This is a genomic window from Silvimonas iriomotensis (assembly GCF_014645535.1).
Lineage (GTDB): Bacteria > Pseudomonadota > Gammaproteobacteria > Burkholderiales > Chitinibacteraceae > Silvimonas > Silvimonas iriomotensis.
In genome coordinates this window covers 406,080-428,926 of record NZ_BMLX01000003.1, presented here as the reverse complement: position 1 = coordinate 428,926, position 22,847 = coordinate 406,080, and the positions used below count along the sequence as shown (strand labels likewise).

At 61.7% G+C, this 22,847-nt stretch carries 21 protein-coding genes; 14 read left to right on the top strand and 7 right to left on the bottom strand.

What is annotated here, in order from left to right; genetic code table 11:
* Positions 1 to 113 precede the first annotated feature (113 nt).
* Together IEX57_RS13455 and IEX57_RS13450 are read left to right on the top strand one after the other, a co-directional pair.
* Positions 114 to 1,187, top strand: a complete 1,074-nt coding sequence (locus IEX57_RS13455; RefSeq protein WP_188704861.1) for a Gfo/Idh/MocA family oxidoreductase — start codon at positions 114 to 116, stop codon at positions 1,185 to 1,187.
* 118 nt (positions 1,188 to 1,305) lie between these two features.
* Entirely contained in the window at positions 1,306 to 2,103 is a 798-nt protein-coding gene (locus IEX57_RS13450) for an alpha/beta fold hydrolase (protein WP_188704860.1), read from the top strand.
* Between the two features lie 7 nt (positions 2,104 to 2,110).
* Here the strand turns inward: IEX57_RS13450 and IEX57_RS13445 are convergent, their stop codons facing one another.
* The 3 genes from IEX57_RS13445 to IEX57_RS13435 all read right to left on the bottom strand — a co-directional run bounded on the left by IEX57_RS13445 (position 2,111) and on the right by IEX57_RS13435 (position 5,610).
* On the bottom strand, positions 2,111 to 4,369 hold the full coding sequence (locus IEX57_RS13445) for a putative bifunctional diguanylate cyclase/phosphodiesterase (RefSeq protein ID WP_188704859.1): 2,259 nt from the start codon (positions 4,367 to 4,369) through the stop codon (positions 2,111 to 2,113).
* Positions 4,370 to 4,480: 111 nt separating this feature from the next.
* Positions 4,481 to 4,909 carry a TOBE domain-containing protein gene (locus IEX57_RS13440; RefSeq protein WP_188704858.1) on the bottom strand — a complete coding sequence of 143 codons (429 nt, stop codon included), beginning with the start codon at positions 4,907 to 4,909 and terminating at the stop codon, positions 4,481 to 4,483.
* A gap of 56 nt (positions 4,910 to 4,965) precedes the next feature.
* On the bottom strand, positions 4,966 to 5,610 hold the full coding sequence (locus IEX57_RS13435) for a PEP-CTERM sorting domain-containing protein (RefSeq protein WP_188704857.1): 645 nt from the start codon (positions 5,608 to 5,610) through the stop codon (positions 4,966 to 4,968).
* Between the two features lie 561 nt (positions 5,611 to 6,171).
* On the opposite strand from IEX57_RS13435, the gene IEX57_RS13430 reads away from it, so the two are divergent.
* On the top strand, positions 6,172 to 6,690 hold the full coding sequence (locus IEX57_RS13430; RefSeq protein WP_188704856.1) for a hypothetical protein: 519 nt from the start codon (positions 6,172 to 6,174) through the stop codon (positions 6,688 to 6,690).
* A 193-nt stretch (positions 6,691 to 6,883) separates the two neighbouring features.
* Positions 6,884 to 7,216 (top strand): hypothetical protein, encoded by a 333-nt coding sequence (locus IEX57_RS13425; protein ID WP_188704855.1) that lies wholly within the window; start codon positions 6,884 to 6,886, stop codon positions 7,214 to 7,216.
* 70 nt (positions 7,217 to 7,286) lie between these two features.
* On the opposite strand, the gene IEX57_RS13420 is transcribed toward IEX57_RS13425, so the two are convergent.
* On the bottom strand, positions 7,287 to 8,996 hold the full coding sequence (locus tag IEX57_RS13420) for a purple acid phosphatase family protein (RefSeq protein ID WP_188704854.1): 1,710 nt from the start codon (positions 8,994 to 8,996) through the stop codon (positions 7,287 to 7,289).
* A 163-nt stretch (positions 8,997 to 9,159) separates the two neighbouring features.
* A complete protein-coding gene (locus tag IEX57_RS13415) occupies positions 9,160 to 10,128 on the bottom strand; it encodes a threo-3-hydroxy-L-aspartate ammonia-lyase (protein ID WP_188704853.1) in 969 nt (322 codons plus the stop codon).
* A 502-nt stretch (positions 10,129 to 10,630) separates the two neighbouring features.
* Between IEX57_RS13415 and IEX57_RS13410 the strand changes: the two genes are divergently transcribed.
* Positions 10,631 to 11,686 carry an OmpA family protein gene (locus IEX57_RS13410; protein ID WP_188704852.1) on the top strand — a complete coding sequence of 352 codons (1,056 nt, stop codon included), beginning with the start codon at positions 10,631 to 10,633 and terminating at the stop codon, positions 11,684 to 11,686.
* A gap of 84 nt (positions 11,687 to 11,770) precedes the next feature.
* Here the strand turns inward: IEX57_RS13410 and IEX57_RS13405 are convergent, their stop codons facing one another.
* Together IEX57_RS13405 and IEX57_RS13400 are read right to left on the bottom strand one after the other, a co-directional pair.
* A complete protein-coding gene (locus IEX57_RS13405; protein WP_229709019.1) occupies positions 11,771 to 12,346 on the bottom strand; it encodes an FxDxF family PEP-CTERM protein in 576 nt (191 codons plus the stop codon).
* Positions 12,347 to 12,987: 641 nt separating this feature from the next.
* Positions 12,988 to 13,464 (bottom strand): MarR family winged helix-turn-helix transcriptional regulator, encoded by a 477-nt coding sequence (locus tag IEX57_RS13400; RefSeq protein WP_188704850.1) that lies wholly within the window; start codon positions 13,462 to 13,464, stop codon positions 12,988 to 12,990.
* Positions 13,465 to 13,497: 33 nt separating this feature from the next.
* On the opposite strand from IEX57_RS13400, the gene IEX57_RS13395 reads away from it, so the two are divergent.
* The 9 genes from IEX57_RS13395 to IEX57_RS21485 all read left to right on the top strand — a co-directional run bounded on the left by IEX57_RS13395 (position 13,498) and on the right by IEX57_RS21485 (position 22,832).
* A complete protein-coding gene (locus IEX57_RS13395) occupies positions 13,498 to 14,238 on the top strand; it encodes a siderophore-interacting protein (RefSeq protein WP_188704849.1) in 741 nt (246 codons plus the stop codon).
* Between the two features lie 91 nt (positions 14,239 to 14,329).
* A complete protein-coding gene (locus tag IEX57_RS13390) occupies positions 14,330 to 14,632 on the top strand; it encodes a putative quinol monooxygenase (protein ID WP_188704848.1) in 303 nt (100 codons plus the stop codon).
* 197 nt (positions 14,633 to 14,829) lie between these two features.
* On the top strand, positions 14,830 to 15,000 hold the full coding sequence (gene hemP, locus IEX57_RS13385) for a hemin uptake protein HemP (RefSeq protein WP_188704847.1): 171 nt from the start codon (positions 14,830 to 14,832) through the stop codon (positions 14,998 to 15,000).
* A gap of 180 nt (positions 15,001 to 15,180) precedes the next feature.
* The gene (locus IEX57_RS13380; RefSeq protein ID WP_188704846.1) at positions 15,181 to 17,409 is read left to right on the top strand and encodes a TonB-dependent hemoglobin/transferrin/lactoferrin family receptor; all 2,229 of its coding nucleotides are present in this window, start codon (positions 15,181 to 15,183) and stop codon (positions 17,407 to 17,409) included.
* A 284-nt stretch (positions 17,410 to 17,693) separates the two neighbouring features.
* On the top strand, positions 17,694 to 18,749 hold the full coding sequence (locus IEX57_RS13375; protein ID WP_188704845.1) for a hemin-degrading factor: 1,056 nt from the start codon (positions 17,694 to 17,696) through the stop codon (positions 18,747 to 18,749).
* 14 nt (positions 18,750 to 18,763) lie between these two features.
* Positions 18,764 to 19,594, top strand: a complete 831-nt coding sequence (locus tag IEX57_RS13370) for a heme/hemin ABC transporter substrate-binding protein (RefSeq protein ID WP_188704844.1) — start codon at positions 18,764 to 18,766, stop codon at positions 19,592 to 19,594.
* Positions 19,591 to 20,625 carry a FecCD family ABC transporter permease gene (locus IEX57_RS13365; protein WP_188704843.1) on the top strand — a complete coding sequence of 345 codons (1,035 nt, stop codon included), beginning with the start codon at positions 19,591 to 19,593 and terminating at the stop codon, positions 20,623 to 20,625. The genes IEX57_RS13370 and IEX57_RS13365 overlap by 4 nt, the downstream gene beginning before the upstream one ends.
* Entirely contained in the window at positions 20,625 to 21,410 is a 786-nt protein-coding gene (locus IEX57_RS13360) for a heme ABC transporter ATP-binding protein (protein ID WP_188704842.1), read from the top strand. The genes IEX57_RS13365 and IEX57_RS13360 overlap by 1 nt, the downstream gene beginning before the upstream one ends.
* Positions 21,411 to 21,506: 96 nt before the next feature.
* On the top strand, positions 21,507 to 22,832 hold the full coding sequence (locus tag IEX57_RS21485; RefSeq protein ID WP_188704841.1) for a methyl-accepting chemotaxis protein: 1,326 nt from the start codon (positions 21,507 to 21,509) through the stop codon (positions 22,830 to 22,832).
* Positions 22,833 to 22,847: the final 15 nt, after the last annotated feature.

Here is a 22,847-nt window from a genome sequence, read left to right as displayed (position 1 = left end):
GATATGATCAATAAATACAGGGCGCTTGTGGATGGCTGCGCCGGCAGAATTTTGTACCCTCAGGTATCGTCAGACGCAGTGCGTTACATGTTGCCGACACACAGGAAAAACATATGCAGATCGGGTTTGCCGGATTGGGCGCGGTGGTTCAGACCGCTTACTTGCCAGCGTTGCAACGGCTGGGCATGGCCGATACACCCTGTTACGGATTTGATACCGATCCGGCCCGCGCGCCCGCCGGGGTCACGCGCTGCGACAGCCTGGCGGCGTTGCTGGCGCAGCCGCTGGATATCCTGTTCATTACCACATCAAGCACCAGCCACCTGCCCGTGCTGCAAGAGGCGCTGGCCAGCGCCGTGCCGCGCATTTGTGTCGAGAAACCCGTCGTCGCCAGCCTGGCGCAAATGGCCCGGCTCAACGCCTTGATCGCAGAGCCGGCCCACGCCCGACGCGTTCTGGCGCTGGATCACTGGATGGCCCGCACCAGCTGGCTGGCCACGCACCCTGGCGCGGACATCAATCCGCGGTGGCAGGCTAACGACGAGGCCAGTCTGTCAGTCTCACTGGCGCTGTCTGATATCACGCGGCTGGAAGGCTTCCTGCAAGAACCCAGTGGGTTTAACGCCGCGGGCGAGCCCATTGCCCTTAATTTTGCCACCGGCGAGCCGGACACCCGCCAGCTGCGCCACCCCGACGGCGTCATTCTGGATACCGGCACCCACGTGCTGGCACTGATCCGCGAATTGATCCACGCCCTGGGCGGCGAGGACACGCTGCAGTTGCAGCTGGCGCATGCCAAAGACCGTCTGGGCCAGCCGATTGTGCGCACCGATCTGGTCACCGCAGAAGGACAAGCCCATCTGCATGGGCGGATTGGCGGTATCAGCACCGACATCTGGCTGAACAAATATGCCGGCCCGGCAGGCGGGCAAAAGGGGCTGGCGATCCATCTGCGCGACGGCCGGGTGATCCGCCAGGATCGGCAAGGCAATCTGGATGTCCTGACCGTAACGCACGGCGCGCACAGCAGTAGCTGGTCGCTGCCCGGCCCGATCTACGACCACTGCCTTGCCGCCATCCTTGGCCGCAAAGGCCCGTTCAGCCAGGCCGCCGCCCTCACCCGCCGGCGCATGGCAGAAGTCACCTGCCTCTTGCAGATCCAGCAGTTGTTGCGCGGGCCGCATTAAGGCCGGCGCTTCGCGCAGCCAATGCCACCAGCGGCCGCTGGCATTGCCGTTTTTGCCAAGTGCGAACAACACCGGGCGATCCTATGGTGAAACCTGTCCATAACCCAGGGTGGTAAAGATGCCGGCTTCCGTATTGCAACGTCATCATGTGCAGATCGTGGGCGACGGCCCGATCACCCTGGTGCTGGCGCATGGCTTTGCCTGTGACCAGACCATCTGGCGCAAGGTGGTGCCAGAGTTGTCGTCCGGTTACCGGCTGATCTTGTTTGATCACGCTGGCCACGGCATGGCCGATGCGTTTGACACCGAACGGCACGCCACGCTGGATGGCTATGCCGAGGATGTCGTGGCGGTGCTCGAAGCGCTGGACCTGTGGAATGTGGTGTATGTCGGGCATTCGGTCAGCGGCATGATCGGTTTGCTGGCCAGCAAGCTGGCGCCACGGCGGATCGAACGCATGGTCATGCTGGCGCCCTCCCCCTGTTATATCAATCATCCACAAGACAACTACGTCGGCGGGTTTGAGCGCAGCACCATTGATGAAATGCTCAAAGCCATGGACCACAACTACCAGGCATGGGCAGAACAACTGGCGCAGATTGCGTCTCTGGAAGAAAGCGCCGGCCCGATCAACACGGAAATGCGCCACCGCCTGTTTGCGCTGGACCCAACCCTGGCCAGCCGTTTTGCGCACGCGATTTTCCTGTCTGATTTGCGCGATCAGGTGCAGGCCTTTGCACTGCCGACGCTGATCGTCCAGTGCTCGGATGATCCGATTGCCCCGGTGAATGTGGGTCAGTGGATGGAGCGCGCCATGCATGCTGCGCGCCTGCATGTCATGACCGTGCGCGGGCATTTGCCGCAACTGGCCAACGCGCCGCAAGTGGCCAGCCTGATCCGCAATTTTGTGCAATAAGTGGCGATCAGCCCGGTTGCACCACCAGCGTGGCGGTGAGCGCAAAGCGGATATCCTCGGCCGCCAGCGGCTGGGCAAAGTAGTAGCCCTGATAATCGGCGCAATCGAGCCGGTTCAGATGCGCCAGTTGTTCATCCGTTTCAACGCCTTCGGCGGTGACTTCGATATTCAGGCTGCGCGCCAGCGCCACAATGGCGGCGGCGATGGCGGCATCTTCCTGATTGATGTCGATATCGCGCACAAAGCTCTTGTCGATCTTGATGCGTGAAGCCGGAAAGCGCTTGAGATAACTCAGGCTGGAATACCCGGTGCCAAAGTCATCAATCGCCAGCCCCACACCCAGTTCACGCAGGGCATGCATGACCATTACGGCGCTTTCCGGATTGGCCATCAGCATGCTTTCGGTCAGTTCCAGTTCCAGCTCATGCGGCTTCATGCCGGTTTCGTCCAGAATGGCCGCCACCTGATCGACAAAGCCGGCCTGGCGAAACTGCACCGCCGAGATATTCACCGCCATCAACCCCGGTTGCAGCCCCTGCGCCCGCCAGGCGCTGTGCTGGCGGCAGGCCTGACGCAACACCCATAGCCCGATCTCCAGAATCTGGCCGCTGTGTTCGGCCACGGGGATGAACTCGACGGGCGTGACCTCGCCCAGTTCCGGGCTACGCCAGCGCAGCAGGGCCTCAGTGCCGGTCGGCGTGCCATCCAGGGCGGAGACCCGGATCTGGTAGGCCAGATAGAACTCGCTGCGTTCAATGGCGTGATGCAGGGCGCTTTCCATCACCAGGCGCTGGCTGGCCGCTTGCGCCATGTGTTCAGAATGCAGCGCAAACCGGTTGCGGCCGGCGGACTTGGCCTCATACATGGCAAAGTCCGCCTGTTTCATCAGGTCTCCCGGGTCGGCACTGTCTTTGGGAAACAAGGCCAGCCCGACGCTGGAAGACAAAAACAGCTCTTTGCCTTCAATGTTGAACGGCGGCAAAAACGCCGCCACGATCTTGCCGGCCACCGCGCGGGCGGCGTTTTCGCCACCCAGATCTTCCAGAATCACCGTAAATTCATCGCCGCCAATGCGCGAGACCATATCGCAGCTACGCAAGGTTGCCGCCAGCCGTTGCGCGGCCTGACGCAATACCTCATCGCCCGTGGCATGCCCCAGCGAATCATTGATCGATTTGAAGCGATCCAGATCAATAAACATCAGCGCGCCCAGCGTTTTCATGCGGATCGCGCGTTTGACCGCCACATCAAGGCAAGCCAGGAACATGGCGCGGTTGGGCAGGCCAGTGAGCGAATCAAAACGCGCCAGTTGTTCCATCTGCCGCGCCATTTCCTTGCCATTGGCCAGTTCGATTTCCAGTTGCCGGTTGGCCGATTGCAACGCGGCGGTGCGCTCGGCCACGCGCTCTTCCAGCCGGACATTGGCTTCTTGCAGCGCCACCTGGGCGGCGCGGCGCTCGGCCACTTCTTGTTCCAGCACCGTGCGGGAGCGGCCCAGCTGGGCGCTCATATCGTCAAACGCGCGGCCCAGCTCGGCAAACTCGTCATGCCCGCCAAGCGCCACCGGACGCAGCGGCAAACCCGCGGCCAGCGCCCGCGTGGCGCCATAGAGGCGGCGCACCGCCAGCGCAATCGGCCGCACAATGGCCTGGCCAAACAGCACGGTCAGCACCAGCGCAAAGGCGCCCGCCACCGACAGGATCAACAGCGTGTTGCGCGCAGTGCCGGTGAGTTCATCGGCCAGGTGGGTGTAATCCATCGCCAGCCCGCCCACCAGCCGCCCGGCGCGGTTGCGCAGGGGCGTGACAAAAATCTGGCGCACATCGCCACCGGCCTCGATGCATTCTTCAAAAAATACCGGCGAGCCCTCCTGCGTGGCGGCCGAGATATAGCGTTGCCACCCCGCCGGCACCGGCACGCCGATGTCTTCATGGTCGGTATCGACCACGATCTGTTGCCTGAGATTGAACACGCGGATATCGCGCCCTTTGGCCTGATGGGCGTAATCGACGGTGCGCTGCAGGTTGTAGCGCTCAAACGGGCGCGGCGGGTCCAGATCGTCGTCCTCGCCAAACTGCGCCGCCACCTGGACCACCAGATTCTCTGCCGCTTGCCGCGCCAGCACGCGCGAGGCGTTCTGGGCATCGCGATACACCAGCCATGCCGCCAGCAACGCCAGCGCCAAAGAAGCGCCAATGGCAAAGATCACCACAGCAAGCAGCCGTGTTCCCACCCGCTGCGGCAACCATCGCACCAGAGAGAACATGCCACCCCGCCACGAAATAGGTCCGGATACCTTGTTTGTAGACCTGAACCACGGGGGGCGGGCGACTGGTATCAGGTACGGGGGTCCTGCCAGAACTGGCAGGTCAGCCGATCAGCCAGAGACGCCGACGATCACTTGCGATGCCTTGAAGAAAGCCACAACCGCTTCACCCGCCGCCAGACCCAGCGCGGCGACGCTTTCCATGGTGACAATGGCCGCCAGCGTATTGCCACCCGGCAGGGCGATCTCGACCTCGGCATTGACCGCGCCGGGCTTGACGGCCTTGACCGTGCCTTCAAGGCGATTGCGCGTAGACAGACGGATACCCGCTTGCGGCCGCGCCAGGATAACCCACGAGGCCTTGATCAGGGCAAAGGCCGGGCTGCCGGTTTTCAGGCCAAGAGACTGGGTGCTGTGACGGGTGATGACGGCGACGATGACTTCGCCGCCAGGCAAGGTCATTTCAATTTCATCGTTCACCGCACCTTGAGCGATGGCGGTGACGGTGCCGGCAAACTGGTTGCGTGCGCTGGTATGCATGAGGGGGTGTCCCGTGTCGGGTTCAAGAACACCCCATCATAGCCGGACTTGCCAGATCAGGCGGCGACGGCCTTGCGATCCTTGCGCATGGCACGCCAGCGGGTGGCCGTGACGGCAGTCAGGCCCAGCCCCAGCAGCGCCCAGGTTTCCGGCTCGGGGACGGGGGTCACCGGGAAGCTGGCATACCAGGCACTGTCATCACAGAACTTGGTGTTCTGGACGTGCAAGGCAAACGAGTTGGCATAGACATCCGGCACGATCAGCTTGTTGTTCGTGCCTTCAAAAGTCACTGCCCAACTGACCGTATCGCCCACCTTGAACTTGTTGGAGCCACCGCCAAAGTTGAAGCGGAAATCATAAATGCCAGTCGGGCCGCCACCATTGGCACGCGTTACCGATGGGGACCAGGGACCGGTGCCACTGACGCCGCTGACGATTTCATGCGTGAACGGCCCGCCCAGATCCACCGCCATGGACCCGATAAAGGCGCCGGTGCCAAAGAGCGATGTGAAGTCTGAATCAAGCGTGAGCGAGAACAACCAGGTCGACGTATTGCTCTGGGTGATTTTCAGACTGGCGAAATCAGCAAATGACGGGCCGTCACCTGCAATGAGATGCCCGAAATCGTAATGCCGGGCTTGCGCACCCGCGCTCACCGCCAACATGACGGCAAGACCTGCCGCCTTCATCTTGATGTTCATGCTACCCCCCGGACTGACTGACTACTGTTATTGAATCTGACGTACATACGCTAACGCTTGCTGTAGACAAAAACAATACTTACTGTCTTTTATGGTAAGAAAAAGAATCACAAAAACGACGAACGGCAAAGAGCAAACGTAAGTACGCACCTACAGACAGCACCCATACAGCACACACCTGATGACGGTAGCGCAGCAGAAAAGCGCGGGCCAGGCCGGCCTGGAAGCAGCCAGGACAAAGGCCTGACACATATCATTAAATGCTTGTATTTCATTGATTTATCAGAGAACACTGATGCAATTCGCTGCAAAAAACCGGCTTTTCAGGCAATGGCTACAAGCGTAAGTGTTTCAGGTTTCAGACCGTTTATCCGGCGCCAGACCCCGTCAGAGCCAACTTACAGCCAGCATCGGCGCGGGTTTGCCATGTAATGTTAAAGAAAGTTATCAACTTTCCACACAACCATGACTGACACCGCCCGGCCACTGCCAAAGCTGACGTGGCAAGGCGACTGTCCTAAGATGGATTTCAAACCCTTGTGGTCCCCAGGTAACCGGCCCATGTTCACGCTCTCTCGCATAGAACGCGATCTGCTCACCCAGCTGTTGCGGTACCACGTCTCCTTTTTGCTGGTGGGCAGCAAGGCCATGCAGCTACTGGGGGCGCAGCGGGAGGCGCAAGACCTGAATCTGTTGATTGATCAGCGAACAGAGAACCTGAAAAAACTGGTGGAAGCGTTTGCGGTGCCGCCGGAAAAAACCGAGGCATTCCTCAAGCAGATGGCAAGCCCAGGCGGCGTGCTCAATGTGCCGCAGCAACGGCCTTATCTTTACCGGCTGTTCACCGTGCGCGACGGCCAGAACTACGATGAAATCCGCCAGCGCGCCGTGCCGTTGCAAATTGGCGATGAACATCTGAGCTTTGCCAGCGTTGTGGATCAAGCCGCCATGAAAATCATCCTGATCCGCGAAGGCCAGTTAGAGCTGGACCGGGGCAACCATGCAGAGGACATCACCCGCCTGCTGCAAGATCATCTGCGCCGGGACGTCGATGACCTGGACCTGCTGCGCAAACTGTAGCGGTCTGTGGGATATATCCTGCATACCCTGCCAGCTGGCAGACCTGGCACTCAGCACATCACTCACACCCGCAGCCAGACTCACTGACAGCGCAAACAGCGCCCGTCAGGCAGATTGCGGCCGGCCTTGTGCGGATACTGGTCACAACGACGCAGAACGCGTTGCTACCGACCGGTTACATGGAGTATCCGCCATGAACATCTATCAGATTCCCGACCCTGCCAGCCATAAACCGCTGTTCATCTTGTGCAGCGCCTTTGCCATCCGGGGCCATATGCGCCACCTGGGGCTGGGCTGGGCCGACAAGGTTCCCGCCGCAGTCCAGGGCACCGTGCTGTACAGCGCGCACTACGCACTCAACCCGGGCAAGCACAGCGAGATCAGCTTTTATTGCCAGCCCGAACAATTGCCGGTGCTGGCCAATGCCTGGCAGTTGTCCGGCATTGCCCGCGTGGCGCTGGTTGAGGATGCGCCGCAGTTGCTGGGCACCGGCGCTGGCCTGAAGATGCTGGGCGCCTTGCACTGAGCGTTGCGCCGCATGAAAAACGGCCAGCACACTGGCTGGCCGTTGGCTCAAGGCCTGGGCGCCGGTCTCGTCAGTCGTGATGATGCCCGTGCCCGTCGGGCTGGCGGTCTTTGGACAGCACAATGGTCTCGAACAGCGTGTACTCGGCATTGGCAGTCTGGTCTGCCCCGGCGGCGTGATAATAGTTCATGGTGATGGTGGTTTTGCCGCCGGGCTGGCCCGGATCGTGATCAAACACGGCAATGCCGTAACCGGTACCGGTATCGCGCAGGGCGGACCAGATGGCGTCTTCCAGCGCATCGGCCGGGTGGCGCACAAACGTGCCTGCGGTCGTGCCTGGCACCGGGCGGTTCGGCTTGGTGATCACCTTGGCTTGCGGGTTGCCCGTGCCGGTATCCAGCCCGTAACTGTCGGCCGGAGAACTGGTCCCGCCGCCACCCAGGATCAGGTGGATGGTGCCGTGGCTGGTATCAAAGGTGCTGCTGCCGGTCTGCGCCAGCATGACTGGCCGGGGTTGCAGGGTATCGACCACCTGCCCCGTGCTGGCATCTGTGCCGACGTTGTGATTGCAGCCGCGTACCGGGTAGCTGCGTTCGTAATCGTGATCGTGCCCGCACAGCACCAGATCAACGCCGTACCGATCAAACAACGGCAGCCATTCAGCACGCAGGCCCTTGTCAGAGCCGTTGCCGCCTTTGGATGAACTGAGCGCGTCCTGGTGCATCTGCACCACAATCCAGTCGATATCCGGATCATGCTCGGCAGCGCGCAGGGTGTGTTCCAGCCAGCGGGTCTGCTCGCCGTTGCTGTAACCGTTGATATAAAAAGAAGTCCCCGGTTCGATGGGCGGGTTGCCAGTGCTGGCAGCCGGCACCAGTGCGGCTGGGCCGGCGACAAACGCCGCGCCATCTTGCAGCACGACGTCATCGGCATCCAGCGAGACAAACAGCACCGAACTGACCTTGAAGCTGTACCAGCGCCCCGGGAAACGGGTGCCGTTATCCGGCAGCGCGTAGCGGGTCAGGTAAGATTCAAAACCCTGCTGGCCATTGTGGAACTCTACCTCGTGATTACCCGGGCACGGCATCCAGGGCCGCAGCGCGGCGGAGGTCTGGTTGTTGTTGCCAAAGTCGCGCCAGACGTCTGGCTGATGGGTCGGGTTCAGATTGGCGTAGCACAGATCACCGTTAAGCAAATGGAACAGCGGCGCAAAGCGCTCCACCGCCTGCACGGCAAACTTGCTCTGCGGCGAGGACAGCACCCAGTTGGTGTTAGGCGTGGCCAGATCACCGTAACTGGTAAACCGGAACGGTGCGCGCCCGCGCGGCGCGGTGCTGAAACTGGCGGCAAACGGGTGCGCGGCGTTGCTGTCGTTGTCGGCGGTGACTTCGTACTGGTAAGTGGTGCCGGGGCGCAGATCATGCAGACGGGCGTGATAGGTGAACACCACCTCGCCATTCAACCCATCGGTGTAGGTGCGTTGCACGGCATGCACGCTGGCGCGGCCATGATTGCCGCCCGCCACATGCACGCGCGGGTTGACGGCGGCGGCCAGCGACGCCCAGGAAATCACCACCTCGCAACAGGGATCATTGCCCCAGGTCAGGTGGATTTGCTCCGGCGTGCCATCCGGCGCGGCCGCAGCGGCCTTGCCGGCCAGCACAAGACCACCGGTGGCGGTCGCCACGCCAGAGACACCAGCCAGTTTCAGAAAGCCGCGGCGCGTCACGGTTGTCGCGGCGGGCGTGGACGCGTCGTCCACCAAAGGTTTGTCAGACATGTCATCGGTTCCGGGCTAATCAAGAGATGCCGGCGGGCGGGCCTGCGCCGGGCCTGAAAACCGCTCTGGCGACGGTTCTGCGGCGCATGGTAGCCCCGAAAACATGACTCAAATATGACGCACAGCTTTCTGAAACAGATAATTCACGTGCCGGTCATACACCTCAGGCCGGCGCGAAATACCGCGCCAGATCAGCCAGATCAACATTCCCGCCGCTGATGATCACGCCGACGCGCTGCCCTTGCAGCTGCCGCCCCATGGCACGCGCTGCGGCAAAACCCAGGCAGCCCGTGGGTTCGATCACCAGCTTCATGCGGCTGGCGGCAAACTGCATGCACTCGATCAGTTGGGCGTCCGTGACGGTGAGAATGTCATTGACCTTGTCGCGAATGATCGAAAAAGTAAGCGCGCCCAGATAGCTCGTCTGCGCGCCATCGGCAATGGTTCTGGGCGTGGCAATGCGCACGATCTGCCCGCTTCTGAAAGATTGCTGCCCGTCGTTGCCGGCTTCAGGCTCCACCCCGTACAAGGTGCAGGCTGGCGACTCAACCCGGGTGGTCAGCGCCGTACCGGACAACAAACCGCCGCCGCCCATAGGCACGAACAACGCATCCAGCGGGCCTGTCTCTTCAAACAGCTCCAGCGCCGCTGTGCCCTGCCCGGCAATGATGTCCGGATGATCAAACGGCGGAATCAGCGTCAGCCCGTCACGCTCGGCCAGGCTGCGGCCCAGCGCCTCGCGGTCATCATGGTATCGATCAAAAAACACCACATTGCCGCCATAACCCCGGGTGGCCGCGACCTTGGCCGCGGGCGCGTCCTGCGGCATCAGGATGGTGGCCGGCATACCCATCAGGCGCGCCGCCAGCGCAATGGCCTGTGCGTGATTGCCGGAGGAAAACGCGATCACCCCGCGCCGGCGCTGGTCGGCATCAAACCGCGACAAGGCATTGAACGCGCCGCGGAACTTGAACGCGCCCATCCGCTGGAAGTTTTCGCATTTGAAAAACACTTCGGCACCCAGTTCGTCATTGAGCGTGCGCGAAGTCAGCACCGGCGTGCGGTGCGCATGCCCGGCAATGCGGTCTGTGGCGGCAAGCACATCGTGAAAAGTGGGCAGAGCGAGCGTCATGGAGCACCTCAAGGCGTGGATCAATGCCTGCATCTTATAAAGAGATGCGCTGACCCGGTGGCAACAGACGATGCATTAGCGGTGAGATACAGCCCACGAACGGGGTCTGATCAGACTTGAAAAGGGCCCGAAACCTTGTCGTCTGCCTGCAACAAAGTGGTATTAGCCGGGCAAAACGGGCCACGTCATCACCGGCCAATTCTCCGATGCCGTGATCGCTGCAAGGCTTGCTGTGGCTGATTCTGAGCCGCTCAGGATGGCTCTGGCCCACTGGTCCTATCTGCTTTGCATGAAGCTGAAAAAGTGTTGCAAAAACCTCGCAGCCGAGCTTTCTCTTACCGTACGTCTGCTGATATCCAACTGTCATTTATCGCTGGCTGAACGCCAATCCTATAGTCGCAGAGATTGTCGTTACAAACGCAATCCTGGGTCGCTGGGTCCGCAATGCTGCCAATGGGTAGCCAATGCGGTACACCACAAAAACAATGACAAGGAGTACGCAATGAAGAAAGTTCGTTTTGGTCTGACTTTACTGGCGAGTCTGATCAGCGCGCAGGCCTTGTGCGCCGATGATTTTTCTGGTTTCTTTTTTGGCCTCAATAGCGGGATCAACACGTCCAAGACCAAGGGTGACTTCAGCACGGGTAGCAGCAGCACCTACACCGGCGGCGCCGAATTCGGTTACAACGCCCAGTGGGATAGCACCTGGTTGCTTGGCTTGTCCGGCTTTTTTGATGGCATCGCCAAGAGCGACCATGATGGCCCCATCAACGGCGAGCAGTCCAAGTATGGTGCCAACCTGGGCGGTGCCGATGTCAAACTGGGCTATCAGATGAACAACTGGCTGCCGTACCTCAAGCTGGGGTTCGGGCGGCTGAGCGGTTCGGGCCAGAGTAATGATTTTGCTGCCAACGGCCTGCACGGTGGCGCAGGTCTGGAATACAAGCTGGCACCGCACTGGGGTCTGGCCGGCGAATGGACCGCCATGGCGCCGTCCAGCAACGGCACCAAGTTCCAGAGCAACAGCTTTACGCTGAACCTGAATTACTACTTCGGCACGCCGACCCCGCCACCAGCCCCGGTGGTAGAAGCCCCGGCACCGGCGCCTGCACCGGCACCGGAGCCGATGCCGGCACCACCGCAAGTCGTGACCAAGCATTTCACGCTCAAGACCGACGTGCTGTTCCCGTTCGACAAGGCCACGCTCAAGCCTGAAGGCAAGGATGCCCTTGACCAGCTGTATCAACAGGTCAAGGCCATGGATCCGAAGGAAGGCAAGGCCATCATTGTGGGTTACACCGACCGTCTGGGTAGCGACAAATACAACCAGGACCTCGGCCAGCGCCGGGCCCAGGCTGTAGCGGATTATCTGGTCGCCCAGGGTGCGCCGGCCGACAAGGTCGAAGCACAGAGCAAGGGCAAGGCTGATCCGGTGACCGGTGATACCTGCGCCAAGGTCAAGAACCGCAAGAAGCTGATCGAGTGTCTGGCGCCGGATCGCCGCGTGGAAGTGGACGTGAGCGGCATCCACGAAGAAACCCAGCCGGCAGCGCAGTAAGGTACCGCAAGCGGCGCTGGTGGCCGCCAACAACAAGGCCCGCAGATGCGGGCCTTGTTGTTTTGCTACCTGCAATCTGCTGACTCAGGCCACGCCGGCCTCAAGCCGGCCGCTGGCCCGCTTGCGTGCACGGGCGCGAGCCGCCACCAGCGACACCATCCCCAGGCCAAGCAGCGCCCAGGTTTCCGGCTCCGGCACAGGCGTGAGCATGCCGCTCAGGCCATAAGTGCCACCGCGTGAGCCTGTCGTCAGCGCCCCGATCACCTCCAGCCGGTACTGATGGCCAGAGAAGAAAATCTCTGCCGCATCAAACACGGGCTCATTGATGTTCACGGTGCCGAAGAAAGTGTGCGTCGTGTCATCCCACAGCGAGAGCGTGGCCCAGGCGATGTCATGCAGCGGGCCAACCTGGAACTGGCTGAAGTACACCTCTTCTGCGTAGGAGGTCGGGTTGACGGTGAACTTGATGACATCATCAAACGCCATGCTGCCCACGTTGTAACTGATGAAGAAGTCGTTAGGTGCCTGAATGGTGTCCAGGACATGCTCGTTGCTGCTGGTGGCAGGCAGCGGCTGCAGCGGTGCTGGCTGTTGCTTGGCGAAGGCGCTGGTGGCAGCCAGCGCCAGCGCGACGCCGGCGACGAGTTGACGGATTTGCATGGATAACCCCTGAATTGATTGACTCTGACCCGCCCGGCATAGGCAGGCCCTGTTTTTGCGTTGTGTTGTTTCTTCTTGCCATTGCTGGCCGGCAAGGACTGTCCGGCCTTCCCCTCGGTGGATTCTGGCTTGCATATCTGGCGTAGCCCGTGATGCTGCTTGGCGGTTTTTTTCCTTTAATTTGTAAGGAAAAAACTTTTATCAGCATTTCTTAAAACAAAATTTAATTAGAAATCTTTTGTAAGTAAAATAACGGAATGCTTATGTAGTTTGCATAAAATGCCAACAAGACCAGCGGCAAAATAAAACAAACTTGTATTAATTGCCGTAAGAAATGCGAAAATAACGAGGGAAATTGAGGGTTTCAGGGGAAAATCAGCATGCGCTTATTTTTAAGCCTTATCTATTTCTTACGATAAAAAACAAACACCGGGCGCCAGAAGATTTCCAGACAAGCGGCAGCATGGCTTTACAACATGCCGTTCATCTGCCGCACGCATCGTTGCTGTAAGCACCAATACAGGATCATCAGCACGCCTGTTGCACAACGGCAGTGCATGTAAAAAAGCCCGGCCAGCGCATTGCGCTGCCGGGCTGGCAAGGTGGCCGGCGACGCCAGCCAGGAATGGGTGGGGCAAAAATCAGGCTTGCCGATCGGCTTCCAGGTTGTCGCGCAGTACCGCAAGAGACGCCAGCAATTGCGCGCATTGACCGGCAGACAGACCCGCTACGCCGTGATCGGCCACTTCACGCGCGTGTTCGCGGGCGGCGGCAAACAATTGCTCGCCGGCAGCAGACAAGCGCAAACGCACATTGCGCCGGTCGCTCGGGTCTGGCGTGGCATCCAGCAGGCCACGGTCTTTCAAGCCTTTGATCAACCGCGCCAGTTGCGCCTTGTCGCGCCCGGAATGGGCGACAAGATCGCTTTGCGTGGCGTCTGGATGCCGCGCAAAAAAACCCATGGCCTTGTGTTCCATATGCGTGAGTTCCTGCGCGTCATCGCGCATGGCCCGGTACTGGCGCGAGCGGTAAAGATGCATCACGGTATGGATGGCTTCGAATACCGCCTCGGCCTGATCGGCGTCGTGACGGTTGACATTATCAACTGTATTTTGCATGATGGGTGACATTATCAACTAAAAGGTCATGCCATGGAATCCACAAAGCCATCCCGCCGCGTTGAACGCGTTCGCCATGAAATCAAGATGCGTCCGGCGACCGTTCGCCAGGTCACGCCGGTGGGCAAGCATTTTGTCGCCATCACGTTTGGGGGCGATGCCCTGGCCGACTTTGTTTCGGCGTCGTTTGATGATCACATCAAGTTTATTTTTGCAGATGAAAACGGCGAGCAACTGCGCCGGGATTACACACCCCGCTACTTTAATCGCCAGACTGGTGAGCTGACTATCGAGTTTGATCTCTCGCATGAGGGCAAGGCCGCCAGCTGGGCCAAAGCGGCAGAAGTCGGCAGCCAGGCCGTGATCGCCGGCCCGCGCGGCTCCATGATCATTCCGGCTGATTTTGACTGGCACTTGCTGATTGCTGATGGCAGCGGCATGCCGGCCATTCGTCGCCGCGTTGAAGAACTGCCGGCGGGTACAAAAGTGATGGTGATCAGCATGCTGACCGACGCTGCCGATGGTGTCCTGGCCAGCACGCACGCCACGGTCTCGCAACAACGGGTGGGCAATCCTGATGAATTGTTTGCCGCCATCCGTGCCTTGCCGCTGCCTGCAGGTGAAGGCTTTGTCTGGGCCGCCGGGGAACTGGCGGTAATGCGCACCCTGCGTGAACTGCTGGTCTCTGAAAAACAGTTGCCCAAAGAACTGATGCGCATTGCCGCGTACTGGAAACCGGGCTCGGCCGATTTTCACGAGAACCTGGACGCATAAACCCGTCCTGCCGCCTGCCGGTATGCGCCTGTGACGGCGTGTGTGTTTTCTAGAATGGGACTTCCGTTAACCAGTACGGGAGTCCCGCCCCATGGTCGATTTCGCCATCTATGCCGAACTGAAAGCCAAACCCGGCAAAGCCGCAGAAGTAGAAGCTTTTCTGAAAAGTGCCTTGCCGCTGGCCAACCAGGAAACCGGCACCACGGTCTGGTTTGCCCTCAAACTGGCCCCTGATATCTATGGCATTTTTGATGCCTTTCCTGATGAAGACGCCCGCAATGCGCACCTGCAGGGGCCGATTGCCGCCGCGTTGATGGCCCAGGCCAGCGAGTTGCTGGACGGCCCGCCCGCCATTCACAAAGTGGATGTACTGGCCGCCAAACTGGCCGGTTAAGACCCGCGTCACCACCCCGCGCCACCCGCGCTGTCAATGACAACGGCCCGCCTGTGCGGGCCGCGCCCGCGTGCAGGCGCAGACATCATCACGGCCCCGCCCCGCTGACCGGCGCAGGCGCATGCCGGGTACATCCGGACATATATTCTCGCCACACCATCTTGTTAATGAGAATCATTATCGATTAACATTGCGAAATGGATCGACGACAACGCCCTCTTGCCAGTATCTCCACCGCCGCCAGCGCCCCGCAGGTGGTCGATAGCCGCACGCTGTTGCAGCCCGGCCAATCGGTGGTGATCAAGCACAACGGCGTGCATTACACCTTGCGTGAAACACGCCAGGGCAAGTTGATCCTGACCAAGTAACCGGTCCACACACAACAATCACAACCACCGCGCATGCCAGCCGGACCCGCGCCTGCGTCTGCCCCACAGACGCCCCCGGGCAGCCAGCCGCGCCGGGCCGTGTGCCGCCTGATGGCCGCACGCAGGCCCTGAATCTGTCCGGCCCGCTCATCCGGCAGGTTCCATTTCCAAGGAACTGGCATGAACCGCACCCAGCACACGCTTGCGCTGAGCCTGATGGCCTGCGCGCTGCACTCTGCTTTTGCCGCAGATGCGCCTTCGCAATCGACCACGACCACCACCAGACCGGCCGCTGCCACCGCCAGCAGCACGGCCGCCTTGTCGCCCGTGGTGGTCACGGCAACCCGCACCGAAAAAACCATTGATGAACTGCCGCCGTCAGTCACCACGACCGACCGCAGCACGCTTGATGACAACTTCATCCGCGATTTCACCGACCTGGGCGACCGCGCCGAGCCCGGTGTGACCATGACGCGCCAGCCGCGCTATGGCGGCACCAACATCAATATCCGGGGCCTTGAAGGCAACCGCATCCTGATGCTGGTCGATGGCATCCGCTTGCCCGACACCTTCAGTTTCTCGGGCCGCGATACCTTTATCGGCCAGGACATGGTGGATTTTGGCTCGCTGGCGGCGATTGATATCGTGCGCGGGCCGGGTTCCACGCTGTATGGCTCGTCCGCGCTGGGCGGGATTGTCGGTCTGCGCACGCTGGACCCGTCTGACCTGTTGCGCGGCGGCAAACAACTGGGCGGCCGTGTCGATGCCGATTACGACAGCGCCGACAGCAGCTACGGCGCCCGTGCCTCGGTGGCCGGCGAAATGGCGCCCGGCACGTTCTGGCTGGCCCAAGTGGGCGGGCGCAAGGGGAACGAGCTGGACAACAAGGGCGAAACCGGCGGCACCGGCGCCAATCGCACCGAACCCGATCCGCAAAACACCGAAAGCCGCAACGCGCTGGGCAAGTTGCAGCACTATTTTGAAGGCGGCCACAAGCTGGGCGTGACCGGCGAATACCGCAACACCACGACCGACACCAATCTGCTGGAGGACCTCAGCAGTTCGGTTAAATCCAGCCGCGCTACCGACGAGCAAACCCGCAAGCGCCTTTCGCTGGATTACGACTACACCGCGCCGGATACCAACCAGTGGATCGACTCCGCCACCGCCCGCGTGTACTGGCAAACGCTGCAAAGCGACCAGCACCGCTATCAGGTACGCACCACCGCCGCCGACTACCAGCGCGATGGCCAGTACTACGAAAACATGAAGGGCACCAACGGCCAGCTGGTGAAGAAGTTTGACGGCCCGGTCAGCCAGGAATGGGTGGTGGGTGGCGAGTGGTGGCAATCGCGCACGACCGAGTTCGCTGCCGGCAAACCGGCCTCCAGCACCATCAACGTGCGCACGGTGCCAATCACCAATGTCACGCAGTACGGTCTGTTTGCGCAGGATGAAATCGGCTTTGATGGCGGCCGTTTCAGCCTGACACCGGGTATCCGTTACGACAACTACCGCCAGGACCCGGAAATCGACAGCGTGCTGGCCGCCCAGATTGCCGCCGGCACCGCAGTGGCCCCCAAGGATCAGAGCGACAGCAAATTCTCGCCCAAGCTGCTGGCCACCTGGAAAGTCATGGACCAGCTGACCGTCTACGGCCAGTACGCCCAGGGTTTCCGGGCGCCGAGCGTGGTTGAGGTCAATGGCGAATTCACCAACGCCGCCTTCGGCTACACGCTGGTTCCCAACCCCGACCTGAAGCCTGAAACCAGCTCCGGCTATGAATTCGGCGCGCGTTTTGGTACCGATCAGCTGGGCGGCACGGCAACCGTGTACGACAACCGTTATCGCAACTTCATTGAACAAGTCACCTTGAAGCAAGGCGATGCCGGCTGGATCGCCGGTTACCCGGCGGGCGTGTTCCAGAACATCAACATCGACCACGCCCGCATTTACGGCGCGGAAGCCACCGGCCACTGGCAGTTCCTGCCCAACTGGCACAGCAATGCCTCGCTGGCCTATGCCGTGGGCGTGAACGAAACCGATCACACCTGGCTGGATTCCGTCGCACCACTCAAAGCCATTCTCAGCACCGGCTATGCACGTGAGCAATGGGGCGTGGATGGCACCGTGACCGCCGCAACCGCCAAGCGCCATGTGTCCAGCGACACCTTGTTTGAAGCGCCCGGTTACGGCGTGGTCGATTTCACCGGCTGGTACAAGCCGATGAAAGACCTGCGCCTGTCCGCCGGCGTGTTCAACCTGTTCGATCACAAGTACTGGAACAGCCAGGACAAGCAGTCCTCCAACGGCGGCCCGGGCACCTTGCTGCAGGCCGACAACGTGGCGATCGACCGTTACACCCAGCCGGGCCGCAACTTCCGGGTTGCTGCCAGCTACTTGTTTTAAGGACGCACTGAACCGGTTTTCCTGGCGATCCGGCGCTCTGGCTTCAGGCACAGATGCAATGCGTACACCGCAGGCGGAGTTGCACTACCGCGCGGCTTGACCGCAAAGCAGCTCACCTGAAGCGAGCCTGCCCCGCAAGAAACCGGTTCAGGGTTTCCCCACGCGTAGCAGAGCACGTCTTATCCACGCAGCAGTCGCGACAGCAGCACTGCTTTTTTCCGGCCTGGCCACACCCGTAGGGGTGGTCAGGCGGTTTTTTCTGTTTAACCAAGAAGAGGACCGACATGAGCCAGGCTCTGTTTTCATCTTTCGACGATTTCGCCACCGACCTGCAACAGCGCCATGCCGCATTGATGGCGGCCGAGCCCAAGCTGCGCATCCGCGAACGCGCCAGCCGCCTTGGCGCAAGCGAAGCCGCGCTGGTGGCCGCCGGCTGCGGCGTGACCTCGCACGAACTCTCCGGCACGCCGCAAGAGTTGTTCCGCCAGCTTGGTACGCTGGGCGAGGTGATGGCGCTCAGCCGCAACGACTGGTGCGTGCACGAACGCCACGGCCGGTACGAAGACATTCACGCCGACGGCCCGGTCGGCATGGTGCTGGGCCCGGATATTGATCTGCGCATGTTCTTCAGCCACTGGCGTTTTGCCTTTGCCGTCACTGAGAACGGCCGCGACAGCATCCAGTTCTTTGATGCCGAAGGCATTGCCGTGCACAAGGTCTACCGCACTGAACACACTGACGCCGCCGCATGGCAGACCTTTGTCGCCGCCTTTGCGCGCCCGGCCAGAACCGTTCCGCAATTTGAGACCATTGCCCCGCAGGCTGAATCCGCCCGCGCCGAAGACCCGGCAGCGTTGCGGGCCGCCTGGCTGGCACTGGACGACACCCACGCCTTCTTTCCCATGCTGCGCAAGTTCAAGGTCTCACGCCTGGGCGCACTGTATGCCGCCGGCCCGGATCTGGCCCAGCGCGTCGCCACGGACGCCGTCCAGACACTGTTGCAGCGTGCCGCCGCCACCGGGTTGTCGATCATGTGTTTTGTCGGCAACCGCGGCATGGTGCAGATCCACACCGGCCCGGTGCACAAACTGGTCGACACCGGCCCGTGGTTCAACGTGCTGGACCCGCGTTTCAACCTGCATTTGCTGACCAGCGCCATTGACAGCACCTGGGTGGTCAACAAGCCCACGCGTGATGGCTGGGTCACCTCGCTGGAGGTCTACAACGCTGCGGGCGATCTGATCGTGCAGTTTTTTGGCGAACGCAAACCAGGCAAGCCCGAACTGCCGGCCTGGCGCGAATTGCTGGTTGATCTGTGCCAGGAACCCCTGGCTGCCTGAGGCGGGACATCATCATGAAACGACTTTTCTGCGCCCTGTGGCTGGGCCTTGTCGCCACCCTGACGCACGCGGCAGACGCGCCCAGACGCGTCGTCAGCCTGGGTGGACCGCTGACGGAAATCATCTACGCCCTGAACGCGGGAGACCGACTGGTCGGCGTGGACGCGTCCAGCCTGTACCCGCCTGCCGCCACCCGGCTGCCGCAAGTGGGCTACTACCGCGCGTTTTCGGTGGAAGGCGTCGCCGCGCTTAACCCGGACCTGATCCTGGCCACCGACCAGGCCGGCCCGCCAGCCGCGCTCAAGCAACTGCAAAGCCTGGGCAAGCGCGTGATTGTGCTGCCGGGCGACGCCACGCTGGATGCGCTGGAACAACGCGTTCATGGCGTGGCCCAGGCGCTGGGGCTCAAAGACGATGGCGGCAAGATGGTGGCGCAGATCCGCCAGCAGATCGCCCCGCTGCAAGGCAAGGCTGGCGGTCTGAAAACGCTGCTGGTCATGAACCGCACCGGCAAGCTGGAAGGCGCCGGTACCGACACCACGGCCGACGCCATGCTGCAACTGGCCGGCGCCAGGAATGTGCTGGCCACGCAGAAAGGCTACAAGCCCTTGTCGGCAGAAGCGGCCTTGTTGCTGGCCCCGCAAGCCATTGTCACCACCAGTATGTCGATTACCGCCTCTGGCGGGCTGGACGCCTTCCTGGCCTTGCCAGGCGTGGCCGGCACGCCGGCGGCCAGGGCACACCGGGTGGTGGTGATGGATGACCTGTTGCTGCTGGGCTTTGGCCCGCGTCTGCCGGAAGGCCTGCGCACGCTGCAAAACGGCCTGCTGGCGCCCGCGTCATGAGCCGCGGTGCCGCCCTTGCCGACACCCCGGCCCGCGACGTCACCGTGAACAAAGCGCTTTGTGTCTTTCTGGCGCTCTGCGCTGTGCTGATCGTGCTGGTGCTGGTTTCCAGCAGCCAGGGCGCCGTGCGCATTCCGGTGACCGAAGTGCCGGACTTACTGTTCGGTGATCTGTTATCGGATGAAGAAACACTCTGGCGCAATGTGCTGATGGAGGTCCGGCTGCCGCGGGTATTGCTGGCCGTGGTGGCCGGCGCGGGGCTGACGGTCACGGGCACCGTCATGCAGGCGCTGTTCCGCAACCCGCTGGCCGAGCCGGGGCTGATCGGCATTTCTTCCGGCGGCGCGCTCGGCGCTGTCGCGGCGATTGTGCTGGGCGCACCCACTTTGTTCTGGCTGGCGCCCGCCGCTTTTGCCGGCAGCCTGCTTGCCACGGCGGCGTGTTACGCGCTGGGCCGGCGCCATCCGGGCATGAGCAGTCTGTTGCTGGCCGGGGTGGCGATCAACGTCATCTGCGGCAGCCTGATCGGCCTGTTTACATATATGGCGACCGACACCCAACTGCGCAGCCTGACTTTCTGGAACATGGGCAGCCTGGCCGGGGCCACCTGGCAACAACTGACCCTGCTGGGGCCGTGGACGCTGATCTTGTGCCTGTTGTTGCTGCGCGAATGGCGCGGCCTGAACGCGCTGTTGCTGGGCGAGCGCGAAGCGCGTCATCTGGGTTTTGCCATTGAACCGTTGCGCCGGCGCCTGGTGGTGCTGGTCGCGCTCATCGTCGGCCCGCTGGTGGCGGCCACCGGCGTGATCGGCTTTGTCGGCCTGGTGGTACCGCATCTGGTGCGCTTGTCGCTGGGCGCGGATCACCGCTGGTTGCTGCCCAATACGGTGGTCGCTGGCGCCATTGCGCTGTCGCTGGCCGACTGGCTGGCCCGCATGGTGGTCATCCCGGCCGAATTGCCCATCGGCATGGTCACCAGCCTGATCGGCGGGCCGTTCTTTTTGTGGATGCTGACGCGGAGGATGCGCTAATGCTGATCGCAGACCAGCTTTGTTGTGGCCGGCATGGCAAAGCCGTGCTGAGCGGGGTATCGCTGCAACTGAACCCGGGCGAGGTGCTGGGCGTGCTGGGCGCCAACGGCGCGGGCAAATCCACCCTGCTGGCGACCCTGGCGGGTGAATTGCCGCCGCTGGCCGGCACGTTGACACTCAACGGCGCACCGCTGGCCATCCAGTCGGCGCACCAACAGGCCCGCTGCCGGGCGGTGCTGCCGCAAACGCCGTCACTGGCGTTTGAACTGGGCGTGCGCGCCGTGGCGGCCACCGGGGCGTATCCCTTCCCGGAACTCTCGCCGCCTGATCTGGACGCGCTGCTGGAGCGCACGCTCAGTCTGGCCGATGCCGCAGCGTTCACCACGCGCCGCTACACCACCTTGTCTGGCGGCGAGCAGCAGCGCGTGCAGTTTGCGCGCGTGCTGACCCAGGCGCTGGCGCAGCGGGCCAGCGGCGAATACCGCGCCTTGCTGCTGGATGAGCCCACTGCCAGTCTTGATCCGCGTCACCAGTTGCTGTTGCTGCAAACCGTGGCGCAACTGGCCCGCGAACAACAACTGGCGGTGCTGGTGATCCTGCACGATGTGAACCTGGCCGCCTGGTGGTGTGACCGCCTGTTGCTGCTGGCCGACGGCGCGGTAGCCGCGCTGGGTACGCCGCAAGCCGTGCTGACACCCGGGCATCTGCGCGCCGTGTATCAGATCAATGCCACCGTCACGCCACACCCGCACGCCCCCGAAAGACAACTGGTGTGTTTCGGATAAGTGACCCGCAGAACATGACAATGCGCTGGCCCCGTCCAGTGTGCTATAGCAGTTAATCAAGGCCATACCGGGCCTTTTCCACGGGTGGGGGCGCGCATGTTCAACAACAAGGCAATGAAAGAAGAACTGGAAGCACTGCGGGAAGAACTACTCAGTGTCGAGCAAGTCAGGCAGAGCCTGAGCGACGAAATGCTGGCGGTCTTCCTGGACCCGCAGGGGCGCATTGAACTGGCCAATGCCATGTTCCAGCAAGAAATGGGGTATCGCGAGTCTGATCTGAAAGGCCGGCCCTTGCTGGAGCTGGTACCGTCCGAATTGCGCAACACCGAGTTCTATACCCGCCTTGCTGATGCAATCAGTCATAAAGAGCATTTCAGCGGCGCTGTGCGTTTGCTGCGCGCCAATGGCGAAGAAGCCTGGCTGCGCGTGATCCTGCAGCCAATCTTCACCGGCAAAAAAGTGCTGCAGCGCTATTCGATCTACGCCAACGATCTGACCCGCACCATTGAGGCCTCTTGCGAGCACGAGAACCTGATCAAGGCGCTGCAGCGTTCGACCGCCGTGATCGAGTTCACGCTCGATGGCATCGTGATTACCGCCAATGCCCATTTTCTGCGGCCCATGGGTTATACGCTGGAGCAAATCCAGGGCAAGCATCACCGCATGTTTTGCGAGCCGGAAGAATACAACTCGGCCGAGTACCGGGCGTTCTGGGAAAAACTGCGCCGTGGCGAGTACGTCAACGGCCGGTTCCGGCGGGTGGATGCCCATGGCAATCTGGTGTGGCTGGAGGCGTCCTACAACCCGATCACCGACTCGCACGGCAATCTGTACAAGGTGGTGAAATTTGCCACGGTGATTACCGAGCAAGTGAACCGCGAGCAAGCCGTGGCCGAGGCCGCGACCATTGCGTTCGAGACCTCGCGCCAGACCGATGAAGTCTCCAAGCGCGGCGCGGGCGTGGTCAAAGAAACGGTTGATGTCATGCGTGATCTGGCCGAACAGATGCGCGATGCCGCAGACCGGATCGAGGCGCTGAGCAAGCAATCGCAAGTCATTGGCACCATCGTCAACAGCATTACCGATATCGCCGCGCAAACCAATCTGCTGGCCCTGAACGCCGCCATTGAAGCCGCCCGGGCCGGTGAACAGGGACGCGGTTTTGCGGTGGTGGCGGACGAAGTGCGCAAGCTGGCCTCACGCACCACCGAAGCCACGCAAGAGATCGTCGGCGTGGTGCAGAAAAACCAGGCGCTGGCAGAACACGCCGTACAGGTGATCGATACCGGCAAACAGCAAGCTGAACGCGGCCTGCAACTGGCCGGTGAAGCAGGCGATGTGATCATCGACATCCAGGACGGCGCACAGCGCGTGGTCAGCGCGGTCGGGCGTTTCTCCAGCCAGTTGCAAGTGGCCGGCTGAAGCCGCTCACGCCGT